Annotated in this window: 19 protein-coding genes and 1 tRNA gene; 6 read left to right on the top strand and 14 right to left on the bottom strand. The window is 69.4% G+C overall.

From position 1 onward, the window contains the following. Positions 1 to 70: 70 nt before the first annotated feature. Both ftsZ and IT306_15875 read right to left on the bottom strand, forming a co-directional pair. Positions 71 to 1285 carry a cell division protein FtsZ gene (ftsZ, locus tag IT306_15870; GenBank protein ID MCC7369906.1) on the bottom strand — a complete coding sequence of 405 codons (1215 nt, stop codon included), beginning with the start codon at positions 1283 to 1285 and terminating at the stop codon, positions 71 to 73. Positions 1286 to 1355: 70 nt separating this feature from the next. Then, the gene (locus IT306_15875) at positions 1356 to 2120 is read right to left on the bottom strand and encodes a ParA family protein (protein ID MCC7369907.1); all 765 of its coding nucleotides are present in this window, start codon (positions 2118 to 2120) and stop codon (positions 1356 to 1358) included. Positions 2121 to 2461: 341 nt separating this feature from the next. Between IT306_15875 and IT306_15880 the strand changes: the two genes are divergently transcribed. Next, positions 2462 to 2944 carry a hypothetical protein gene (locus IT306_15880; protein MCC7369908.1) on the top strand — a complete coding sequence of 161 codons (483 nt, stop codon included), beginning with the start codon at positions 2462 to 2464 and terminating at the stop codon, positions 2942 to 2944. Positions 2945 to 3067: 123 nt separating this feature from the next. Further along, complete coding sequence (locus IT306_15885) at positions 3068 to 3511, top strand: hypothetical protein (GenBank protein ID MCC7369909.1); 444 nt, start codon at positions 3068 to 3070, stop codon at positions 3509 to 3511. Between the two features lie 35 nt (positions 3512 to 3546). Here IT306_15885 and IT306_15890 read toward each other — a convergent pair whose 3' ends face one another. Beyond that, a complete protein-coding gene (locus tag IT306_15890) occupies positions 3547 to 4434 on the bottom strand; it encodes an SH3 domain-containing protein (GenBank protein MCC7369910.1) in 888 nt (295 codons plus the stop codon). A 257-nt stretch (positions 4435 to 4691) separates the two neighbouring features. Here IT306_15890 and IT306_15895 point away from each other — a divergent pair, with 257 nt between their 5' ends. The 3 genes from IT306_15895 to IT306_15905 all read left to right on the top strand — a co-directional run bounded on the left by IT306_15895 (position 4692) and on the right by IT306_15905 (position 6749). Then, the gene (locus tag IT306_15895; GenBank protein MCC7369911.1) at positions 4692 to 5354 is read left to right on the top strand and encodes an antibiotic biosynthesis monooxygenase; all 663 of its coding nucleotides are present in this window, start codon (positions 4692 to 4694) and stop codon (positions 5352 to 5354) included. A gap of 167 nt (positions 5355 to 5521) precedes the next feature. Further along, positions 5522 to 6154 carry a sigma-70 family RNA polymerase sigma factor gene (locus tag IT306_15900; protein ID MCC7369912.1) on the top strand — a complete coding sequence of 211 codons (633 nt, stop codon included), beginning with the start codon at positions 5522 to 5524 and terminating at the stop codon, positions 6152 to 6154. A 178-nt stretch (positions 6155 to 6332) separates the two neighbouring features. Continuing rightward, positions 6333 to 6749 (top strand): hypothetical protein, encoded by a 417-nt coding sequence (locus tag IT306_15905; GenBank protein MCC7369913.1) that lies wholly within the window; start codon positions 6333 to 6335, stop codon positions 6747 to 6749. Positions 6750 to 6870: 121 nt separating this feature from the next. Here IT306_15905 and IT306_15910 read toward each other — a convergent pair whose 3' ends face one another. The 8 genes from IT306_15910 to IT306_15945 form a co-directional block, all read right to left on the bottom strand. Then, positions 6871 to 7527, bottom strand: a complete 657-nt coding sequence (locus IT306_15910) for a hypothetical protein (GenBank protein MCC7369914.1) — start codon at positions 7525 to 7527, stop codon at positions 6871 to 6873. A 288-nt stretch (positions 7528 to 7815) separates the two neighbouring features. Next, positions 7816 to 7892, bottom strand: a tRNA-Arg gene (locus IT306_15915). Positions 7893 to 7976: 84 nt separating this feature from the next. Then, complete coding sequence (locus IT306_15920; GenBank protein MCC7369915.1) at positions 7977 to 9632, bottom strand: methylmalonyl-CoA mutase family protein; 1656 nt, start codon at positions 9630 to 9632, stop codon at positions 7977 to 7979. 48 nt (positions 9633 to 9680) lie between these two features. After that, the gene (locus tag IT306_15925; GenBank protein MCC7369916.1) at positions 9681 to 10406 is read right to left on the bottom strand and encodes a hypothetical protein; all 726 of its coding nucleotides are present in this window, start codon (positions 10404 to 10406) and stop codon (positions 9681 to 9683) included. Further along, on the bottom strand, positions 10390 to 11658 hold the full coding sequence (locus IT306_15930; GenBank protein ID MCC7369917.1) for a competence/damage-inducible protein A: 1269 nt from the start codon (positions 11656 to 11658) through the stop codon (positions 10390 to 10392). The genes IT306_15925 and IT306_15930 overlap by 17 nt, the downstream gene beginning before the upstream one ends. 206 nt (positions 11659 to 11864) lie before the next feature. Beyond that, on the bottom strand, positions 11865 to 12941 hold the full coding sequence (locus IT306_15935; GenBank protein MCC7369918.1) for an ABC transporter ATP-binding protein: 1077 nt from the start codon (positions 12939 to 12941) through the stop codon (positions 11865 to 11867). After that, a complete protein-coding gene (locus IT306_15940; GenBank protein ID MCC7369919.1) occupies positions 12941 to 14467 on the bottom strand; it encodes an iron ABC transporter permease in 1527 nt (508 codons plus the stop codon). Before IT306_15940 ends, IT306_15935 begins: the two co-directional genes overlap by 1 nt. 83 nt (positions 14468 to 14550) lie before the next feature. Beyond that, on the bottom strand, positions 14551 to 15570 hold the full coding sequence (locus IT306_15945; protein ID MCC7369920.1) for an extracellular solute-binding protein: 1020 nt from the start codon (positions 15568 to 15570) through the stop codon (positions 14551 to 14553). Between the two features lie 372 nt (positions 15571 to 15942). On the opposite strand from IT306_15945, the gene IT306_15950 reads away from it, so the two are divergent. Continuing rightward, complete coding sequence (locus IT306_15950; protein MCC7369921.1) at positions 15943 to 16155, top strand: cold shock domain-containing protein; 213 nt, start codon at positions 15943 to 15945, stop codon at positions 16153 to 16155. 116 nt (positions 16156 to 16271) lie between these two features. Here IT306_15950 and IT306_15955 read toward each other — a convergent pair whose 3' ends face one another. The 3 genes from IT306_15955 to IT306_15965 are packed head-to-tail and all read right to left on the bottom strand — an operon-like array spanning position 16272 to position 19910. Continuing rightward, entirely contained in the window at positions 16272 to 16820 is a 549-nt protein-coding gene (locus IT306_15955; protein MCC7369922.1) for a hypothetical protein, read from the bottom strand. After that, a complete protein-coding gene (locus IT306_15960) occupies positions 16817 to 18325 on the bottom strand; it encodes an acetyl-CoA carboxylase biotin carboxylase subunit (protein ID MCC7369923.1) in 1509 nt (502 codons plus the stop codon). Before IT306_15960 ends, IT306_15955 begins: the two co-directional genes overlap by 4 nt. A gap of 28 nt (positions 18326 to 18353) precedes the next feature. Then, positions 18354 to 19910 (bottom strand): acyl-CoA carboxylase subunit beta, encoded by a 1557-nt coding sequence (locus IT306_15965; GenBank protein ID MCC7369924.1) that lies wholly within the window; start codon positions 19908 to 19910, stop codon positions 18354 to 18356. Positions 19911 to 20007: the final 97 nt, after the last annotated feature.

Consider the following 20007-nt stretch of genomic DNA (forward strand, 5'->3'; position numbering starts at 1 on the left):
CGGGCCACGACATGAAGACGCCCCCGCGCGGCCCAACGCGCGGGGGCGTCCGACGCTGATCTGACCCGGGCTAGCGCCGCCGCCTCAGGAACGACGGCAGGTCGATATCGTCGTCGTCGTCCAGCGGGGAGCCGCTCGGCCGTCGCCGCCACGAGGTGCGCGCGTCGTCCGGGGGCGCGGCGCGCTCATCGTCGCGCCGGGACTCGCGGCGCGGGCGAGCATCCTCGTAGGGAAGCTCCAGCGTCTCGCGGCGGGCCAGTCGCTCGCGGTCGCGTGGCGCAGCCTCACGCGATGGCTCGACCCGACGCAGACCACGCTCGGACGGGCCGGTCCGCAGCCCCGTCGCGATGACGGTGACGCGCAGCTCCTTCTGGTAGCGCGGGTGGATGACCGCGCCGAAAATGATGTTCGCGCTCGGGTCCACGACCTCGGAGATGACGTTCGCGGCCTCGGTGACCTCGTGCAGCGTCAGGTCAGCCCCGCCGGTGACGTTGATCAGGACGCCGGTCGCGCCCTCAATCGACGTCTCCAGCAGCGAACTGGTGATGGCCGCGCGTGCCGCCTCGGCCCCGCGCTCCTCGCCCACGGCCTCACCCATCGCCATCAGCGCGGTGCCAGCGTTGCCCATCACGGCCTTGACGTCGGCGAAGTCGAGGTTGATCAGGCCGGTCTGGGTCACAAGGTCGGAGATGCCCTGGACGCCCTGCCGCAGCACGTCATCCGCCAGCCTGAAGGCATCCACGACGGTCATCTGGTTGTCGGCCATCTTGAGGAGACGGTCGTTCGGGATGACCACCAGCGCATCGACGTTGGTGCGCAGTTCCTCAATGCCCTGCATTGCGTTCTTGAGACGGCGATTGCCCTCGAACCCGAACGGCAGGGTGACCACGCCAACGGTGAGCGCGCCGACCGCCCGTGCCGCCTCGGCCACGACCGGCGACGCACCGGTGCCGGTGCCGCCGCCCATCCCCGCCGTCACGAACACCATGTCCGCCCCTTCGAGTGCGTCCACGATCTCGTGCTGCGTCAGCTGCGCGGCTTTCAGGCCCTCCTCGGGCTTGCCGCCCGCACCCAGGCCGCGCCCGGACCGGCCGCCGAGCAGGATTTTGCGGAGCGCGCTGGAGTTCGCAAGCGCCTGCGCGTCGGTGTTGACCGCGATAAACTCGACGCCTGGCACGCCAGCTTCGACCATGCGGTTGACGGCGTTCCCGCCGCCGCCGCCGACGCCGACGATCTTGACCTCGGTGAAGCCCTTGGCGGCCGTCGCGAACGGCGCCTCGACGATCCTGGGTACGACCGCGGCCGGTCGGCTCGGCTCCTCGAGCCGAGACGGGTCGAACCCACCATGCGGACGGTCAGACCTGGCCACGGCGTAGTACCTCCTTCGCGAGTGCGGTGTAGATGTCAGCGGCGCGCTCAGCGCCCTGGTAGCCGAAGACCGACGTGCCGGCCGAGCTGGCCTCAAGCACTTTACTGCTGGTGCCAACCTCGGTTTCAAAGACGAGCGCACCCCAGCGCTCCCGGAGATACTCGGACACCTGCTTCTCCTCCCGCAGCCGGCGGTCCAGCTTGCTGAGCAGGATGCCGATGATCTGGAGCTTCGGATTGAGATAGAGCACCTCTTGAATGCTCTCTTCGATCATCTGGAGGCCTTGCAGCGAGAAGAAACGGGCCTCGGTGGGGATCAGCACGCAATCTGCTGCCACCAGCGCATTGATCGTCAGCAGGCCAAGCGAGGGCGGCGTGTCGATCAGGACGAAGTCGTAGCCGGCCGCGTACCGCGCGATCTGGTCCCGCAGACGCTGCTCGCGGCCGAGCTTGTTCATCAGCGCCGCTTCGGCGGACGCCAGCGAGAGGGTCGCGGGGGTCACATCGACCTGGCCGGTGCCGTTGGAGACTTTGACCACCGGCAGCGGCGCACGATAGTCGAGCAGGGCCTCAGCAACCGTCTGCTCCGTCGACTTGGAGATGCCCACGGCGCTCGTCAGATTGCCTTGAGGATCCATGTCGATCAGGAGGACGCGCTGTCCCTGGCGTGCCAGTGCAGCACCCAGATTGGTGGTCGTCGTCGTCTTACCGACGCCCCCCTTCTGGTTCGCTACGGCGATGACGGTGGGCATGGATCCAGGCACTCCGATGCGTCAAGAGTTCCCACTCTGGCGCAGAAAAAGCGTATCACTGCGATGCGGCCAGTATCAATGAAACCCCTATTCCACGGTGTACTCGAAGGGCCGATCTTGACAGGGCTGTGAGGCGCCCCTATGCTACGTCGGTCCTCCGTCGCGTCCGGGCGTCGTGCTGAGGCCCGCAGTGGAGGCGGTTTCTTCAACTCATGAGTGTACAGGTCTGCCCAGGCTGTCAAGGGCGCAATCTTCCTGAGGCAGCACAATGTGAATGGTGCGGGCGTCCGTTTGACGGCCGCGCAACCGGCTTCTCCCTTCGCTGGTGGCACATCGCCACAGTGGTGCTGTTCGGCTTCGTCATCGTGGCAACGATCAGCCTGGTGTACTTGAGCGCCAACCGCCTGCCCTCGATCGCCGATTTCCGCCCGAAGCCGGCGCCGTCCCCGACAGTCCGCGTCGAGCCGACGACCCTCCCCACGCGGGCAGCCACGCCGGCCTTGACACTGGCCACGCCGATCCCCGCGCCATCGCCGGTTGCGGCCCCACCGCCGCCCTCGCCCACTGCCGAGCCTGCGCGGTACGCCCGCGTGGTCAACACGAACGGCCTCGGCGTGTTCCTGCGCGAGGAGCCGGGTTCGCAGAGCCAGCGCATCCAGCCGGCCGTCGCCGAGGGCGCCTTACTGCGGCTGGTCGGTCCAGAGCAGACGGTCCAGGCGCAGAACTGGCGCCTGACGGAGCACGAGGCCCGAGGTGTGCAAGGCTGGGTGCCGGCGCAGTACCTGCTCCAGGTTGACGCCGCGCCAACCCCCGGTCGGCCCTGACGATCTCCACACGGGAGGCCCGCGTCACAGTGCCGTACCAGTTGTCCTGACCTCGCCGCGCACCTATAATGGAGGGGACTGCCGGTCCGGCCGGCCGAACCCCCTGAGAGGGTGCTGAGCACCATGCCCCAGCAATGGGAGCGCGAGATCGACGAGCTCTTGCAGCGCCGTGAGGCGAAGCTGAAGCGGGAGCCAGTCAGCCGCCGTGTCACGCGGCAGAGCGCACCGATGATGTCGGGGGCGTCGGGCATCCTGCGGACGTTTCTGCGCTACTCGCCCGTCGAGCAATTCATGATCGCCAGCATCTTCCTGGTGGCGGTCGCCTTCGGCCTGAGCATCTTCCCGAACATGGCCGACATCGCCCGGTGGGCCAGCCTGCTCAGCATCCTGTTCTTCGTGCTGGCCATCGCCCTCTCGGTCGCCAGCCGGCGCAGCCAGGGTGGTGGCACAAAGCGCTGGCGAGACCGGGACGTTGGCTACGGTTCCAACTACGGAGCCTCGCAGCCAACGGTCTGGGCGAGCGTGCAGCGCTGGTGGAAGCGCCGCAAGTTCCGCCGGCTGCAATAGGGCGATCCTGCCGGGGGGCACGCGGCCCCCGGCGCTCATTTCAGCAGGCCGCTGTCGATCCAGGCGACGGTCCCGCCCGAGATCACCTTCTGCCAGACGCGGCCCGCTACCGTTTGCGTTGCGCCACCGTCTACCAGCCGCGTGCCATCCGCAACCACCGTCACGATGCGGCCATCCGTGCCGGGCGCCGCGCGCAGTCGCGCGCCCAGGCCGCCGGTCTCGACGACGAGGCTCCCGACCCCGATGGGGGTTGCAGGCCGCACGGACATGGCCGCGACCACACCCGAGCCAGCGGACGCGGTCGCGCTCGCGGGCGAGAGAAACAGCGTGTGCGTCGGCACGCCGGTCCCCAGCGCGCCGATCTCCTGCATGCTGAACCAGCGGCGGCCCGCCGCCGAGCGCAGCACCATCGCGCTCTGCGCCAGATCGAACTTGCCGCTCGCGGCGTCGTACCGTTCGGCCACAAAGTAGTGTCCTGGCTGATCGGTGGTGCCGCGCCCGCCCGTCCGAATGATCACGGGCCGCCCGGCCTGCAGCTCCCGCACGATCCTCGCCTGGTTGACCCCCACCTCCAGCGTGGCCGGGATCTTGAGCCGCGTGAGCAGGCTGAGCTGTCCCCAGGGGCCGGTCATCCCATAGGTCGGGGTCCAGCCCACCTCACGGGCCACCGCGACGGCTGTGTCCAACGAGATGGTGCGGCCCACGGCCCGGGCAAACGCCACGGCCGCCGCTGGTCCGCAAGCTGCCTGGGCCTCCCGCGGCGTCAACGAACGGCCGCTGAAGAGCTGACTCGGGGTCAGGTTGCCCGGACGCTCGGTCGGGACGTACTCCACGGCCAGCACGTATGCCGGCGCGCCACTCAGCACGACCGCCAGCGCGGTCACCCCCGCCAGCAGCCCACGCCGCACTGCCCAACAGCCCATGTGTCAACCTCGCCATCGGAGTTCCCGCCACGGTACTCGCGAAGGCGACGCTGCGAGCATCTCCGGCATCACAGTCTGGGGTCGCCGGCCCAGGCGTGCCCGATATGGTGACAAGGTGCGGCACACGGTGGCACTGTGGTGCACGCTCGCGCCCAGCGGAGTCGCCTCACCCGGGCTCGCGTATCCGCTACCATCGATCTGTGGATGCGCGTTGCGCGTCTCCGTCGAGCTAGCGACCATCGCGCAGGGGCTGTCCGATGCCGTTCTTCGTGGCGATCCGTCAGCAGGCCTGGCCTGACCGATTGCCGATGCTGCTGGCGGCCATCCGCGACAACTTCGCGGCGTCACGGATGAACGCGCCCGGCCGCCACGCGGCCCGCGTCTTTCAGCGCCTCCACGAGCCGACCTCCCTGCTCGCCATCAGCGAGTGGGAGAACCAGGCGGCGTACGAGGCGCATCGCGGGTCCGCCGAGCTGCGCCTCGCGATGGAAGCGGCCGGCCCCACGGCGACCATCGACACGCTCGACCGCCTGCACCTGTTCGAGCGGATGAACGAGCGTCCAGGCGTCGTCGCCTGCGTCACCATCGCCATGGCTGCCGAGCACCTCCACGCCGTCGAGACGTTTCTCCTGGGTCCGACCCGCCGCAGCATGGTGGCGAGTCCGTCCCTGGCCTCACGAGAGCTGTACCGCTTCCAGCAGCCCGTCGAGGGGCAGCGTCAGCTCCTCGTGGTGCACAGTTGGCGGTCCCTGGCCGATCTCGACCGTTTCCGGAGCCTTGACGCCCTGGAGTTCGAGCAGCGGCTGCGCGACCTCGGCGCAACCGTCGACCGGTTCACTGGCGAGATCGCCGCCGAATACTCGCGGATGCAGCGTCTGCCGGACGGCGCTGCACCGGACGGCGCGCCCGAACTCCCGTAGCCCTCGCGTCAGGCGTCAGGATGTGCAACCCAGTGTGTTGAAAAACCTGACGCCAATCTGACGCCGAAACCCATCACGCTAACGGCGGCCTCACGCCTCCTGCCCCACACTACGGGAGGAACGCAGCAGGGCCGAACGAACGGCAAGGCGCGAAGGGGACAGGGACGATGGCGACAGAGATGGCGACGACGGCGATGGCGACGACGACTGAGCAGACACTGACCGCGCAGCAGGCCGCCGCGCTGGTGGCGCGGGCTCAGCAGGGCGATCAGCTCGCCTTCGCGACGCTCTACGAGCAGTACCGACCGCTGGTCTACCGTTTCCTCCGCCGCCGCCTTGAGGGCTCGGATGAGGTTGTCGAGGATCTGACCGAGGACGTGTTCGTGAAGCTGTACGAGAAGCTGGATCGGTACGTCGAGCGCGGCCTGCCCTTCACAGCGTGGCTCTACCGCATCGCGCACAACCAGCTGGTGGACTACCTCCGCACCCTGCCCCGCCAGAACGCGCAGCCGCTCGACGCCGTCGCCGAGATGCCGGAGCGCCAGACGACCTCCGAGTACAGCAGCGTGCTCGACCGCCACACGCTGGAGCCAGCCCTGGCGCGTCTGACCGCCGAGCAGCGACAGGCTGTCGAGCTGCGCTTCCTCCAGGGCATGAGCGTCGCCGAGACCGCCGCGACGATGGGCCGCTCCGAGGAAGCCGTCAAGAAGCTCCAGGCCCGCGCGCTGGTCAACCTGCGCCGCGCGCTCACCCCGCCCGCCCGCACGACGACGACCCCGCGCCTGGCGCGCGTCGCCTGACACTCGCCCGGCACTCCCTTCTTCCCTTCCCAGAATCCCCTTCCCCTCCCGCAGAGCGGCCGCACAGAGACCTGTGCGGCCGTTTTGTTGTGCCGGGCCCCGCCAGGCCGGGACGTGCTGTCATGGTGGTGTGGCGACACGTTCACGACGTCGTCATCCGTCGAGCGTTTCCAGAAGCATGAACACCGACCTTCGCCTGCTTCTGTCGAGCATCGCCCTGGGCTTCGTCGGCAGCTTCGGCGGCGCGTACCTGCTCGCGGAATCCCTGCTGATGCCCTCGGCCTCGCCGGCAAACATCGGCGGCCTGGACGCCGAGCTCGCGCAGGGGCGCTCGGGAGCGGCGTACAGCGCACAGTGGCAGCCGCACGCCCCGGATGACCGTCCCCTGATCGTGAGCCTGCCCATGGCGGATGCCACGCCGACCACACCATCCACGACCAGCCCGCTCACGCCGCCGCCCGCCTCGATGGCGATACACCTGACCTTGCCCACTGATGCGCCACCCACCGACGCACCAGAGCAGCGCGATCCTCGGTCCGCCCGCCTGATGAAGCCCACGGGCTACGCGACGGCCGGCGCCGAGCCGGCCTGGTGACGGCGCTCGCCGTGCCGCGATCATCAGCACACGAGGGGTGGGAGCCGATCGGACTCCCACCCCTCGTGTAAGGTGCGCCGCCCGGGGGTCCGGTGCGACGCGCTGGTAACCGGGTCAGCGATCAACCGGAGCGCGGGTTCTCCGACACCAGCACGTACCAGTCGGTCTGAACCTCGCGGCCGGACGTGTCCCGGACGCGGGCGTGGATGTTGTAGAAGCCCACGTTGCGCGCCACCACGGTCCAGTTGGGGTTGCAGGGCTGCGAGCCGCCGCAGTCGAAGCTCTGGACGCCGATGTGCGCCAGATCGTCGCCGCCGTTGCCGCCCGGCCCCTCGGCCCACCACCAGACCCGCTCAATCGGCGCGCCATCGCCCTTCACGGCGATCATGAACGACCGGTTGTAGACTGGCCGCTCGTCGGAGCGCCACAGCTCGATGGTCAGGTCGCCGTTCTGCACGTTCGCGCCTACGCTCGACGTGTCGGTTGGCACGTCCGACGACGGCGACGTGCTCACGTCGTTGTCGTTGTCCGAGTAGTTGTCGTTGCCGTTGTCATCCGAGGAAGCATTGTCGTTGCCGTTGTCGTCGGCAGCATTGTCATCGTCTTCATTGTTGTCATCATCGTCATTGTTGTCGTCGTTGTCGGCCAGCGCGGGACTGCGGACCGATGACGAACCGTCGCCAAACGGCGTGGCCGCGATGGTGGCCGCCGTTGGTACCCAGAACACGGAACCGCCGATGAGCAGCGCCACGATGAGCGCCCGCACAAGCGTGTGCATGAGCCTGTCCTCCGATTCTCGCAGCACGGCGCCCCCTGCGCCGTCTCCTGCGTCTACCTACCCCACTACGCAAGATTCATGACACGAAGGTCGTCATTCCCCGTTATCGTCAACGAGCGAATAGTTAGACGGTGTCGAATAATCGTACCGTGCAAGAAGGGGGCCAGGGCTGTACTGTGTCCTGGTTCCAGGGTGAGCCGATTCGCTCGCGGCCGGCCCGCTTTGCCCGGAGCGCCCGCCTGAAAGCGCCTGCCCGACGCGGCTGCCTGAGCGCGTCAGCGCCGCCAGTGGTACCCCCGGAGGGACTCGAACCCCCAACCAACGGCTTAGAAGGCCGCCGCTCTGTCCGATTGAGCTACGAGGGCAGGGACCACAATCTGTCCAGAATTATACGTCTGCCGGACGCTCGGCGCGCTCCGGATCGTGCGACTCAGCGGAGCATCGTCGGTTCAGAGCGCGCCAAGCTCGGTCGCCTCGCCGAAGACGCGCCGCAGCGTATCCGAGATCTCACCCAGCGTGCACAGCGATTCGATGCACGCCAGGATGCGGGGCATCGTGTTCTCGGTGCTGCGCGCCGCCGCTTCGAGCGCCGCCAGCCTCGCCTGCGCCTCGGCCTCGTCGCGGCGAGCCTTCAGCGCCTGGATCCGCGCGATCTGCCGGTCGCGCACGGCGGGATCGACCTTGAGGATCTCGGCGGTGGCGCCGACCTCCTCGTCGGCAAAGCGGTTGACCCCGACGATCACCCGGTCGTTCCGCTCGACTTCCTGCTGGAAGCGGTAGGCGCTCTCCTGAATCTCGGCCTGGACGTATCCATGCTCGATGGCCCGCAGCGCCCCGCCAAGCTGGTCGATCTGCTCGATGTAGCGCCAGGCAGCCGCCTCCACCTGGTCTGTCAGCGACTCGACAAAGTACGAGCCTGCCAGCGGATCGACGACGTCGGCCACGCCGCTCTCATGGGCGAGCACCTGCTGGGTCCGCAGCGCCAGCTTGGCCGACTCCTCGGTGGGGAGCGCCAGCGCCTCGTCACGCGCGTTGGTGTGGAGCGACTGCGTCCCGCCCAGGATGGCGGCCAGCGCCTGGATCGTCACGCGGACCACGTTGTTCTCGATCTGCTGCGCCTGGAGGGTCACGCCGGCCGTCTGGGTGTGAAACCGCAGCATCCACGAGCGCGGGTTCGTCGCCCCGAAGCGCTCGCGGGTGATCTTCGCCCACATCCGCCGCGCGGCCCGGAACTTCGCCACCTCCTCGAACAGCTCGTTATGGCTGTCGAAGAAGAAGGCGAGGCGCGGAGCGAACTGGTCGATGGGCAGCCCCGCCGCGACGGCATGCTCGCAGTAGCTGATGGCGTTCGCCAGGGTGAAGGCCAGCTCCTGGACGGCGGTCGCGCCGGCCTCGCGGAGGTGGTAACCGCTGACGTTGATAAAGTTCCAGGCCGGCAGCTCCTGCGTGCAGTACGCGAAGACGTCCGTGACCAGCCGCATCGACGGGGCCGGCGGGTAGACGTAGGTGCCCCGGGCGATGAACTCTTTGAGGATGTCGTTCTGGACGGTGCCGCTCAGCTTCGACAGCGGGACGCCCTGCTTCTTGCCGACGGCCACGTAGAGCGCCAGCAGGATCGGAGCCGTCGCGTTGATCGTCATCGAGGTGCTGACGCGGTCCAGCGGGATGCCGGCGAACAGCAGCTCCATGTCGTCGAGCGAGTCGATGGCTACCCCAACCTTCCCGACCTCGCCCTCGGCCATGAGATGGTCCGAGTCGTACCCCATCTGCGTGGGCAGGTCGAACGCCACCGAGAGGCCGGTCTGGCCGCGCTCCAGCAGGTACCGGTACCGTGCGTTCGATTCCTCGGCGCTGGCGTACCCGGCGTACTGGCGCATCGTCCAGAGGCGGCCACGGTACATGTTCGGCTGGACGCCACGCGTGTACGGCGGCTCCCCTGGAAACCCGATCTGCCGTTGGGAGTCCCAGTCCGCCAGGTCGTCGGCGGTGTAGAGGGGCTGAATCGGGATCTGGGACGATGTCTCGAACCGCTCGCGCCGCTCGGGTGCGCGCTCGCGCGCCTTGCGCAGGACGGAAGCCTCCCAGGACGCCCGATCTTCGCTCACGCCGCCGTGGTCCCTTCCGCGGCCGGCCCGCCAGCGCGGACCGCCCGCCTACCTGTGCTCGTCGTCTGGCAGCATGGTGCCGCACCGCGGGCAGAATCGTACACCCGCCAGGGCCGGCACCGGGTGGTCGCACCGGTCGCAGTAGGGCCAGCGCTCGCCGCAGAACGGGCAGTAGCGCCACTCCGAGCGTCGCAGCCGTCCGCAGTGTCCGCAGCGTTCGGGGGCGAGGTCCGCCACGTCATCGGAGCCGGCGTCACTCGTCCGCCCGCCGCGGCCCCGCCCGCGCAGGATGGCGATGCTCTCAGACCGTCCACCCGGCAGCTCCGGCGTGGACTCATTCATGATCGCGATGACCTGCTGCCGCGCGCTCGCCAGCGTCACGCCGACGCCCGAGAGCGTGACGAAAGCCGGGCCTTCACCGTCGCGCAGCAGCCCGAGCAGCAGGTGCTCCGTACCCACATAGTCGTGGTGGAGGCGGGCGGCCTCGGTTCGGGCCATCGCGAGCGCCGCCTGTGCGCCGGGGCCAAGCTCGATCGGCCCATCGGGGCCGAACGACGCCGGAGCGAGCCGCGCGCGGATGCGCTGCGCCAGCTCGGCTGGCTCGACGCCAAGCTGATGCAGGGCGCGCGCCGCCAGCCCCCGCCCCTCGCGCAGCAGCCCGAGCAGCAGGTGCTCCGTCCCAACCTCGGACTGCCGCAGCGCGACCGCCTCATCCTCGGCCATCGCCAGGACGCGGCGGACGCGCGGCGTCAGACGCTCACGCCCGTCCGACACCCCCGACTCCTGCCGCCGCCGCTTCCTCGCGATCTTCGAGCGCCCGCCACAGGATGTACAACGCGTCGAACACGGACCGGCGCTTCAGCTCCGACCGCGTCGTGGACCAGTGCGAATCGACGACCCGCGTCTGCCCCTGAAAATCGAGCGCGATGTGGAACGTGCCCACCGACTTCCCCTCGACCTCGCTCGGGCCGGCCACGCCGGTGATGCCCAGGCCAGCGCTCGCGCCGTGGGTCTTGCGGGCGGCGGTCGCCATCGCCAGCGCCGTCTCAGAGGCCACCGTCCCGTGCGCGTCGATCGTGGATTGCGGTACACCAGAGGCCACCTTGACCGCCGCCGAGTAGGCGACCGTCCCGCCGACGAACCAGTCCGAGCAGCCCGGCGTATCCGTGAAGTAGCTGGCCAGCAGCCCCCCCGACGCCGACTCCATCGTGGCGACGGTCAGGCCCTGCTTGACCAGCAGCTTGCCGATCGCGCCCGCCAGGGTCTCGTCGTCGATGCCGTAGATCCAGTGGTGCGTCAGATCCCGCACCTGCGCCTCGAAGTCCGCGATCATGCTGTTCGCCTTGTCGCGGGTCTCGGCCTTGGCGGCGATGCGGAGGTGGACGCCATCCTGCTTGGCGTAGGTCGCCAGGGTCGGGTTCGGGTTGTGAATCAGCCCCTGCACGACCTCGGCCACGTTCGACTCGCCGATGCCCACCGTCTTGAGCGTCAGGGTGACCAGGACGCCGCCGCCGCCCATCCCCAGGCGCGGTGCAACCTGCTCCTCCCACATCTTCTTCATCTCGTGGGGGACGCCCGGCATACAGGCGATCTTCTTGCCGTCGCTCTCGACGAACCAGCCGGGCGCGGTGCCAATCGGGTTGTCGATGGCGCTGGCCGAGGGGATCAGCGTCGCCTGCTTGATGTTCATGGCCGGCATCGGGCGGTTGCGCTTGGCGTACCAGCCGCGCAGCACCTCCTCCAGCTCCGGCCGCACGGTCATCTCCTCGCCCAGGCAGGCGGCGATGGCCTCGCGCGTCAGGTCGTCCTCGGTCGGGCCGAGGCCGCCGGTCATGATGACCACGTCCGAACGGTCGAGCGCCTGCCGCACCAGGCCGCTCAGCCGGCCCATGTTGTCGCCCACGTGGGTCACGTAGAAGAGGTCGATGCCCAGCCCGGTCAGCTGCTGGGCGAGGTATTGCGAGTTCGTGTCGAGGATCTCGCCGAGCAGCAGCTCGGTTCCGACGGCAATGATCTCAGCCTTCACTGGCTCCCACCCCTTCGTCGCGCCGCGCCCCGCAGCAGCTACAGCCTGCTGGACCGGCGTCCAGGTGTCACTCGCGGCCTACCCAGACGCGAATGCACGCCTTCGCCTCGCGTCGGACTGCCCAGGATGCTGGGCAGAGCGATGCTACCGCGTCCGGGCGCTACCCCGCCACCGTGGCCGCCCGGCAACGTACCCCTGGCCGCCCGTCAACCGGCCGCTGTTCGCGCACCGGCGCCCGGTGCGGCGGGTGCGTCTGCAAACGCATGCGCCGCGCCCTGCACCACCACGCCAACCTGCTCCCCCACGGCCGGCGTGGCGTGGCCGGCCGGCCGGGCCGTCACCTGCGTGCCATCGGCAAGCTCCAGCCGCACCTGCGACTCGTGCCCGTAGAAGGTCACCGAACGAACCGTCGCGGGCGTGCCGGCATCCTGCGCGTCCGGATGCATCGCAAGCTGTTCCGGTCGCAGCAGGATCTCGCGCGGCCCGGTCGGCGCACCGGCCTGAACTGGCAGACTCCCCAGCGCACACGTCGCCTGCCCGTCATGCACAACGGCCGGCAGCACGACCGTCTCGCCGATGGAGGCCGCCACCTCGGCGGTGACCGGGTGGCGGTACAGGTCGTGTGGGCTGGCGATCTGGAGCAGCCGGCCCTGCCGCATGATCGCGACCTGCTGCGCCAGCGACAACGCCTCCGCCTGATCGTGAGTGACCAGGATGACGGTCGTGCCGGTCTGCGCCAGCAGCTCGGCCACGGCTCGGCGGGTGCTGTCGCGCAGGCCGGCGTCGAGCGACGCGAACGGCTCGTCCAGCAGCACGACCTTCGGAGCGGGGGCCAGCGCGCGGGCCAGTGCGACGCGCTGCTGCTGGCCACCGGAAAGCTGATGCGGGTAGCGAGCGGCCAGGGTCGTGTTGAGGCCCACCATCTCCAGCAGCTCCAGCGCACGCCGCTGAGCGGCATCCTTCGGCAGGCGCAGACCGAAGCGGATGTTCTCGGCCACCGTCAGGTGCGGGAAGAGCGCACCCTCCTGCACCACGTAGCCGATCTGCCGGCGCTCCGGCGGGACGGACCGCCCACTGGCAAAGAGCGGCTGATCCCCGAGGACGATCTCGCCGCTGTCCGGCGACTCGAAGCCGGCCACCAGCCGCAACAGCGTCGTCTTGCCACAGCCGGACGGCCCGAGGATCGCCGTCAGCGTACCAGCCGGCGCCGCCAGATCGACGCCGTGAAGGATCTGATGCTCGCCGAACGACTTCGTGAGTTGCGAAACGAGGAGATCGAGCATCAACTCCGGCCGAAACCTGCGCGCCGCGTGACGAGGTACGTCATCGGCGCAGAGATCGCGACCATCATAGCAGCGTACGGCGCCGCCGCGCCGTAGGTGATGCTCTCGGCGTGGCTCCAGAAGCGCGTCGCCAGCGTCTGCGTTCCGATGGGTGAGAGCAGCAGCGTGGCCGTCAGCTCGGTGGACACGGCGATGAACACCAGGGCGACGGCCGCCCCGAGGCCGGGCCAGATCAGCGGCAAGGTCACCCGCCGCAGCACCCCGAACGGACCGCTGCCCAGCGAGCGGCCGACATCGTCCAGGACCGGCGGCACCTGGGCCAGCGCCGCCCGGATGCTGACCAGCGCCAGCGGGAAGAAGAGGATGACGTAGGCCGTGAGCAGCAACGGCGTGGTCTGGTAGATCGGCTTTGCCACGCGGATGGTGATCGCCACCAGCGAGAGCGCCACGACGATGCCCGGCAGCGAGTGGGCGACGTAGGTTGCGCGCTCCGTTAGCGTGCTGAGGAGGCCGCCCCGCCGCACCGCCAGCCAGGCGACGGGCGTCGCAAGCGCGGTCGCGATGAGCGCGCCGGCCAGCCCGAGCGAGATCGAGCTGAGCGTGGTCTGCACGAGCAGCGGCAGCCGGATCGCCGTTGACGAGCCGATGGCCACCCAGTAGGCCAGCATCGCCAGCGGCAGGCCCAGCGAGAGCACGGCGACCAGCAGGAGGCCAGCCAGCACGACCGGCGCGAGCAGCCCGAGCCGCACGCGTGTCGCCGGCCGAGGCGTCCCCGCGCCGATCCGCGCGTACCGTCCCCGCCCGCGCAGCGTCAGCTCGGCCAGGAGCGCCAGCACGCAGGCCGTCACCAGGACGCTCGCCAGCATGTTGGCGGCAGCGCTGTTGAAGGTGGACTGGTACTGGTCGTAGATCGCCGTGGTGAAGGTCGGGAAGCGCAGCATCTCCAGCGCGCCGAGTTCGGCCAGCAGGTGAAGCGTCACCAGCAGCATGCCGCCCAGCAGCGACGGCCGCAGCTGTGGCGTCACGATGGCCCAGAAGGTGCGCCACGGCCCGAAGCCCAGCGAGCGGGCGCTCTCCTCCAGGCGCGGATCCAGGCCGCGCAAGGCGGCGGCAACCGGCAGGTATACGTACGGATAGTGCGACAGCGTGACGATCAGCACGGCCCCGGCGTACCCTTCGACGGCCGAGGTCAGCGAGACCCACGCGAAGCTGTGGACGAACGACGGGATCGCCAACGGCGCGACCAGCAGAACGCTCCACATCGACCGCAACGGAAGCGACGACCGCTCGGTGAGCCAGGCGGCGAGGACGCCGAACAGCGCGCTGGCCGCCACCACGGCCACCTCAAGGCGAACGGTGTTCCAGAGCAATTCGCCGACGCGCGGGCGCACCAGCAGCTCGTAGGAGGTCGCCCAGCCGGTCGAGACCGTGTACACCACGACGTAGAACAGCGGGATCAGCGTGACCAGGGCGGTGAGGATCGCCAGCGCCCGGCCGGCGAGCGGCAGCACCGAGGGGGCAGCCAGGCCGCGCCGGCCAACGAGAGCCGCCCGCTGCGACGGGGAGGTCGCAGCGGGCGCTGACGGCGAGGATGTCAGAACGGCAGAACTCAGAGAAGGCCTGCCTTCTGCATCAACTCGATGACCAGCGGCGCGTTGAGCTGCGACAGGTCCACCACCGGCGGATCCAGCTCGCTCAGCGGCTTCAGGGACGGATGCGACGGCGAGCCAAGGCCCACGGCGTACTCGAGGGCGTTGCTGTCGGAGAGGATCTTCTGGCCGGCCGTGCTCGCCATGTACTGCAACAGCTTCTGCGCTTCGGCCGGGTTCTTGCTGGACTTCAGCACGCCACCACCCGACACGCTGACAAAGCCGCCGGGATCCTTCCCCATCCAGTGGTACAGCTCGACGTTGCCGCTGTTCTGGCCGGACTCGGCGCGGTCACCGTACCAGTAGTAGTGGTAGATGATGCCGCCCTCGATCTCGCCCTTGTTGGCAGCCGTCATGATGGCGCGGTTGCCGGTGTAGACCTTCGCGTTCTCCTTGAGGCCGCGCAGCCAGGCTTCGGTCACCTCGGGGCCCTTGAGCTGGAGCACGGCGCTAACGATCGCCTGGAAGTCCGCGCCCGTCGGCGCGATGCCGAAGCGGTCCTTCCACTCGGGGTTCGCGAGGTCAAGCATCGAGGCTGGGACCGACGACACCGGCAGCAGGCTCGGGTTGTGCACGAACACCGTGGTCCGCGCGGCGATGCCGACCCAGTCGCCGGAGGCCGAAGAGAGCTGTGGCGGCACCAGGGCCAGCGTCTCGGTGTCCACCGGGGCGAACAGTCCGGCCTGCCCGACAACGCTCATGGCGGGCGAGTTCTCGGTGATGAACACGTCGGCCGGCGAGGCGGACCCCTCCTGCACGATCAGGTTCGCCAGCTCGAGGTCGCGGCCAGACCGGATCTCCACCTTGATGCCGGTCTCCTGCGTGAAGGCGCTCACCCAGGCCTCGGCCAGCGGCACATGCTGGGCGTTGTAGAGCGTGAGCGTCACGTTCTGCTTGAGCGGCGAGGCCACCGCGCCAAGCGCCGGCAGCGCGACGACCGCGACCACCAGCGCCACCACCAGGGCAACGACAGTTCGCATTGCCCGAGATCGATTCATAGGATGTCCATGCCGCCTGACTTTCCTCGTGCTGCGACTGAATATAAGCACAGGCTAATGCGGCTTGACAGGATGGTAGCATGCCGTAAACGCCGCGTCCAAGGGTCGCGCGTCCCGTCATCGTCGGGACATCCTCGCCAGCGTGAGGTCGCGCCGGGCCAGTGGCACGTCATCCCCGCCATCCCGAACCGCGTCGAAAATCTTCCCGGGCCGCTGCCCGCCGACCGTATCATCCGAAGTGGAAGGGCGCAGCGTTCCCGTCCTCTCCCCGCCGTGGGGAGACCATACTCTGGCTCACCTGTGGGTTGTTTCTGGCACGCTGTCGGGCCGCGCTGCGCGAGGGAAGTACGTATCATGCACAACGGCTCGATTACCCGACTCATTCGCGACCGTGGCTTCGGCTTCGTCAAGACCGAGACTGGCAACGAGGTTTTCCTGCATCACTCGGCACTGCCGGGCGGCGTGTTCGACACGCTCTCCGAGGGCCAGCAGCTCGAGTTCGACATCGTCATGGACCCACGCGGCCGTGGTGAGCGCGCCAGCAACGTCCGCCTGCTGGGCGCCTGAGGCCTGAGGACGCGTCGCCCTCGCGTCCATTGCAGATCGAGCGCCCGGAGCCAGCCGGGGGACATGGGGCCGGCGCCGGGCGCTCACGTTGTCGGGGTCGGAAGGGCGACCGCTGGCTACTCCAGGCGCACCAGCACCTGGTTCTGATCCACCGTCTGGCCGGGCGAGACCAGGATCTCAGACACCATGCCGTCGCTCGGGGCCGTCAGCTCGTTCTGCATCTTCATGGCCGAGAGCACGACCAGCGTCGCCCCGCGCGTCACGACCTGGCCCCTGTCTACGGGAATGCTGACGACCAGCCCCGGCATCGGCGCGCGCACGGCCGCCTCGACGTGGCGATGCCGCCCGCCGGCGGCCGCGCTGGCGAGTCTGGCGGCGCGCTCGTCCAGCACCAGCGCCGACACCAGTTGCCCATCCAGCGCCATCGTCACGCGGTCATCCTGCCGCCCGATCAGCCCCCGCAGCACCGATCCACCGACCAGCACCGACAGCTCACCGTCAGTCGTCGTGGCAAGGACGTCGATCCGTTGCTCGTCGCCCTCGTCCAGGCGCACGTAGCGACCGTCCTCGCGGTCCACCACCGTCACCGTGACGGTGCGCTCGCCGATCTCGACGCGATACGCCGTCGAGGCCAGCAGTCGGGAGACGCCGTTCCCTTCGCTCATGGCACGCGCAACCCGGCGCGTCGGGCGAACTGGAGCCAGCGCGGCTCCGGCTCGGCCGGCGCGACCGCCACTGCCGCGGCACGCCCCTGTCCCAGGTGCTCGGAGAGGGCCGCCAGGATCGCTGCGCGCGCCAGCAGGTCGTCTGGTACGTTGTCGGCCGGCTGCCACTCGCGCGCCACCAGCTCGGTGTCGAGGTCGCCAACGACAAACGGCGGATGGCGCATCAGCCACCGGTGGAACGGCGTCGTCGTGCTGACGCCGAGGATGCCGTACTCGCCAAGCGCCCGGTGCATCCGCTCCAGCGCGCGGGGCCGGTCCTCGGCCCAGACGATCAGCTTGGACAGCAGCGAGTCGTAGAGCGGCGTGACATCCTGGCCGGGTTCGAGCGCGCCATCGATTCGGATGCCGGGGCCGGCCGGCTCGCGCACGGAGGTGACCCGGCCCGTCGAAGGGAAGAACCGCCGGAACGGGTCTTCGGCCTGGATGCGGCACTCGACGGCGTGCCCACGGATCTGCACGTCGTCCTGCCTGAAGCCGAGCGGCTCGCCGGCCGCGACGCGCAGCTGCCAGTGGACGAGGTCGATGCCCGTCACCAGCTCCGTCACCGGGTGCTCGACCTGGAGGCGGGCGTTCACCTCAAGGAAGAAGAACTCACCGCTCTGGTCGAGCAGCATCTCGCAGGTGCCGGCGTTGGTGTAGCCCACGGCCTGCGCCGCCCGCACCGCGACATCGCCCATACGCGCCCGCAGCTCCGGGCCAACGGCCGGCGACGGCGCTTCCTCGACCAGTTTCTGGTGCCGGCGCTGGACACTGCACTCGCGCTCGCCCAGGTGCACCACGTTGCCGTGATGGTCCGCAAGGATCTGGATCTCGACGTGCCGGGGCCGAACCACCAGCCGTTCCAGGTACATCGACGGATCGCCGAACGCCGCCAGCGCCTCGTCGGACGCCTGCCGGAACGACGCGACGAGGTCCTCCGGCCGCTCGACGACCCGCATGCCCTTGCCGCCACCGCCCGAGACGGCCTTCAGGGCGATGGGGTAGCCGATCCCCTCCGCGATCCTGGCGGCCTCCTCGGGCGTCGGGATCGGATCGAGGGTACCGGGCACGACCGGGACGCCGGCCGCCTGCATCACCGTCCGGGCGGCCGTCTTGCTGCCCATCGCGCGCATCGCGGCGGGCGGCGGCCCGACGAAGACCAGCCCGGCGTCGGCGCACGCCTGCGCAAAGTCCGGGTTCTCGGCCAGGAAGCCGTAGCCAGGATGGATCGCCTCGGCGCCGGCCGCCCGCGCGATCTCGATGATGCGGTCGCCCCGCAGGTAGCTTTCGGCGGCCGTCAATCCGCCCAGCGGGTACGCCTCGTCGGCAGTCCGCACGTGCAGCGCCGCGCGGTCAGGGTCGCTGAAGACGGCGACGGTCCGGACGCCCAGCTCGCGGCAGCCGCGCATCACCCGCACGGCGATCTCGCCCCGGTTGGCGACCAGCAGCTTGGAAAACGGCGGCATCAGCGCGCCGCCTCGCCCTGTCGGCCGGTCACAGCGGGATGTTCCCGTGCTTCTTCGGCGGGTTCGTGTCCCTCTTCGTGCGCACCACTTCCAGGGCCGCGATCAGCTTCCGACGCGTCTCGCGCGGCAGGATCACCTCGTCCACGTAGCCGCGCGCCGCCGCCTCGTAGGGGTTCGCGTGGCGCTCGCGGTACTCACGGGTCAGTTGGGCGCGCTCCGCGTCCGGGTCGGCAGCCTTCGCGATGCGGTCGCGGAAGATGATGTTGACCGCTCCCTCCACGCCCATCACTGCGATCTCAGCCGTGGGCCACGCGAAGTTGGCATCCCCGCGAATGTGCTTGCTCGACATCACGTCGTAGGCGCCGCCGTAGGCCTTGCGGGTGATCACCGTCAGCTTCGGCACGGTCGCCTCGCAGTAGGCGTAGAGCAGCTTCGCGCCGTGCCGGATGATGCCGTTGTGCTCCTGGCCGACGCCCGGCAGGAAGCCGGGCACGTCCACGAACGTCACCAGCGGGATGTTGAAGCAGTCGCAGAAGCGGACGAAGCGGGCGGCCTTCGTCGACGAGTCGATGTCGAGGACGCCGGCCAGCACGCTGGGCTGCTGCGCCACGATGCCGATGGGCCGGCCGTTCAGCCGCGCGAACCCGACGATGATGTTGCGGGCGTAGTGCTCCTGCACCTCCATGAACTCGCCGTCGTCCACCACCGCGCCGATGACGTTGTGCATGTCGTAGGCACGCGTCGGGTCGTCGGGAATGATCGCGTCGAGGTCGGGCGCTTCTCGGTCCGGACGGTCAGTTGGCTGGGTCCGTGGCGGGTCATCCACGTTGTTCGAGGGCAGGTATGCCAGCAGGCGACGGATCTCCTGCAGGCAGGAGACTTCGTCGTCCACGGCGAAGTGCGCGACGCCGCTCCGCCCGTTGTGGGTCATCGCGCCGCCAAGCTCCTCGAAGTCCACGACCTCGTGGGTCACGGTCCGCACGACATCCGGCCCGGTCACGAACATGAAGCTGGTGTCCTTGACCATGAACGTGAAGTCGGTGATGGCCGGCGAGTAGACCGCGCCGCCGGCGCACGGCCCCATGATGGCGCTGATCTGCGGCACGACCCCTGATGCCAGCGTATTTCGCAGGAAGATCTCAGCGTACGCACCGAGGCTGACGACACCCTCCTGAATCCGCGCGCCGCCGGAGTCGTTCAGGCCCACCACCGGCAGCCCGGACTTCGTCGCCAGATCCATCAGCTTGCAGATCTTCTCGCCGTACGCCTCCGACAGCGAGCCGCCGAAGACGGTGAAATCCTGCGAGAACACGGCGACCGGGCGGCCGTCCACTCGGCCGACGCCCGTGACGACGCCATCACCCAGGAATCTCGGGAGGCTCGCGTCGGCGGACCGGTGCACCACCAGGGCGTCGATCTCCTGAAACGTGTCAGGGTCGAGCAGCAGCTCCAGCCGCTCGCGCGCCGTCAGCTTGCCGGCGTTGTGCTGGCGCTCGATGCGGGCCTGCCCGCCGCCTAGCCTCGCCTGACGCCGCAGCTCCTCAAGGCGCGCCAGCTTGGCAGCCGTCGTCTCGACGGCCGGCAAGCTGGTCTCCTGCACGTCGTCGGATGGGTGTACTGACACGTCACGCTCCGGTGCGGGGCTGCGAGCGACAGGTCGCCGCCGTCGAGCGCCGTCGTGG

Source organism: Chloroflexota bacterium (assembly GCA_020850535.1).
Classification (GTDB): Bacteria; Chloroflexota; UBA6077; order UBA6077; family JACCZL01; genus JADZEM01.

Bases quoted from the DNA above. Each gene is read 5' to 3' on its own strand.
- IT306_15875 (MCC7369907.1), bottom strand. From the start codon at position 2,120: ATGCCCACCGTCATCGCCGTAGCGAACCAGAAGGGGGGCGTCGGTAAG.
- IT306_15910 (MCC7369914.1), bottom strand. From the start codon at position 7,527: ATGCACACGCTTGTGCGGGCGCTCATCGTGGCGCTGCTCATCGGCGGT.
- IT306_15960 (MCC7369923.1), bottom strand. From the start codon at position 18,325: ATGCCGCCGTTTTCCAAGCTGCTGGTCGCCAACCGGGGCGAGATCGCC.
- IT306_15945 (MCC7369920.1), bottom strand. From the start codon at position 15,570: ATGCGAACTGTCGTTGCCCTGGTGGTGGCGCTGGTGGTCGCGGTCGTC.
- IT306_15955 (MCC7369922.1), bottom strand. From the start codon at position 16,820: ATGAGCGAAGGGAACGGCGTCTCCCGACTGCTGGCCTCGACGGCGTAT.
- IT306_15905 (MCC7369913.1), top strand. From the start codon at position 6,333: ATGAACACCGACCTTCGCCTGCTTCTGTCGAGCATCGCCCTGGGCTTC.
- IT306_15885 (MCC7369909.1), top strand. From the start codon at position 3,068: ATGCCCCAGCAATGGGAGCGCGAGATCGACGAGCTCTTGCAGCGCCGT.
- IT306_15900 (MCC7369912.1), top strand. From the start codon at position 5,522: ATGGCGACAGAGATGGCGACGACGGCGATGGCGACGACGACTGAGCAG.
- IT306_15935 (MCC7369918.1), bottom strand. From the start codon at position 12,941: ATGCTCGATCTCCTCGTTTCGCAACTCACGAAGTCGTTCGGCGAGCAT.
- IT306_15950 (MCC7369921.1), top strand. From the start codon at position 15,943: ATGCACAACGGCTCGATTACCCGACTCATTCGCGACCGTGGCTTCGGC.
- IT306_15895 (MCC7369911.1), top strand. From the start codon at position 4,692: ATGCCGTTCTTCGTGGCGATCCGTCAGCAGGCCTGGCCTGACCGATTG.
- IT306_15890 (MCC7369910.1), bottom strand. From the start codon at position 4,434: ATGGGCTGTTGGGCAGTGCGGCGTGGGCTGCTGGCGGGGGTGACCGCG.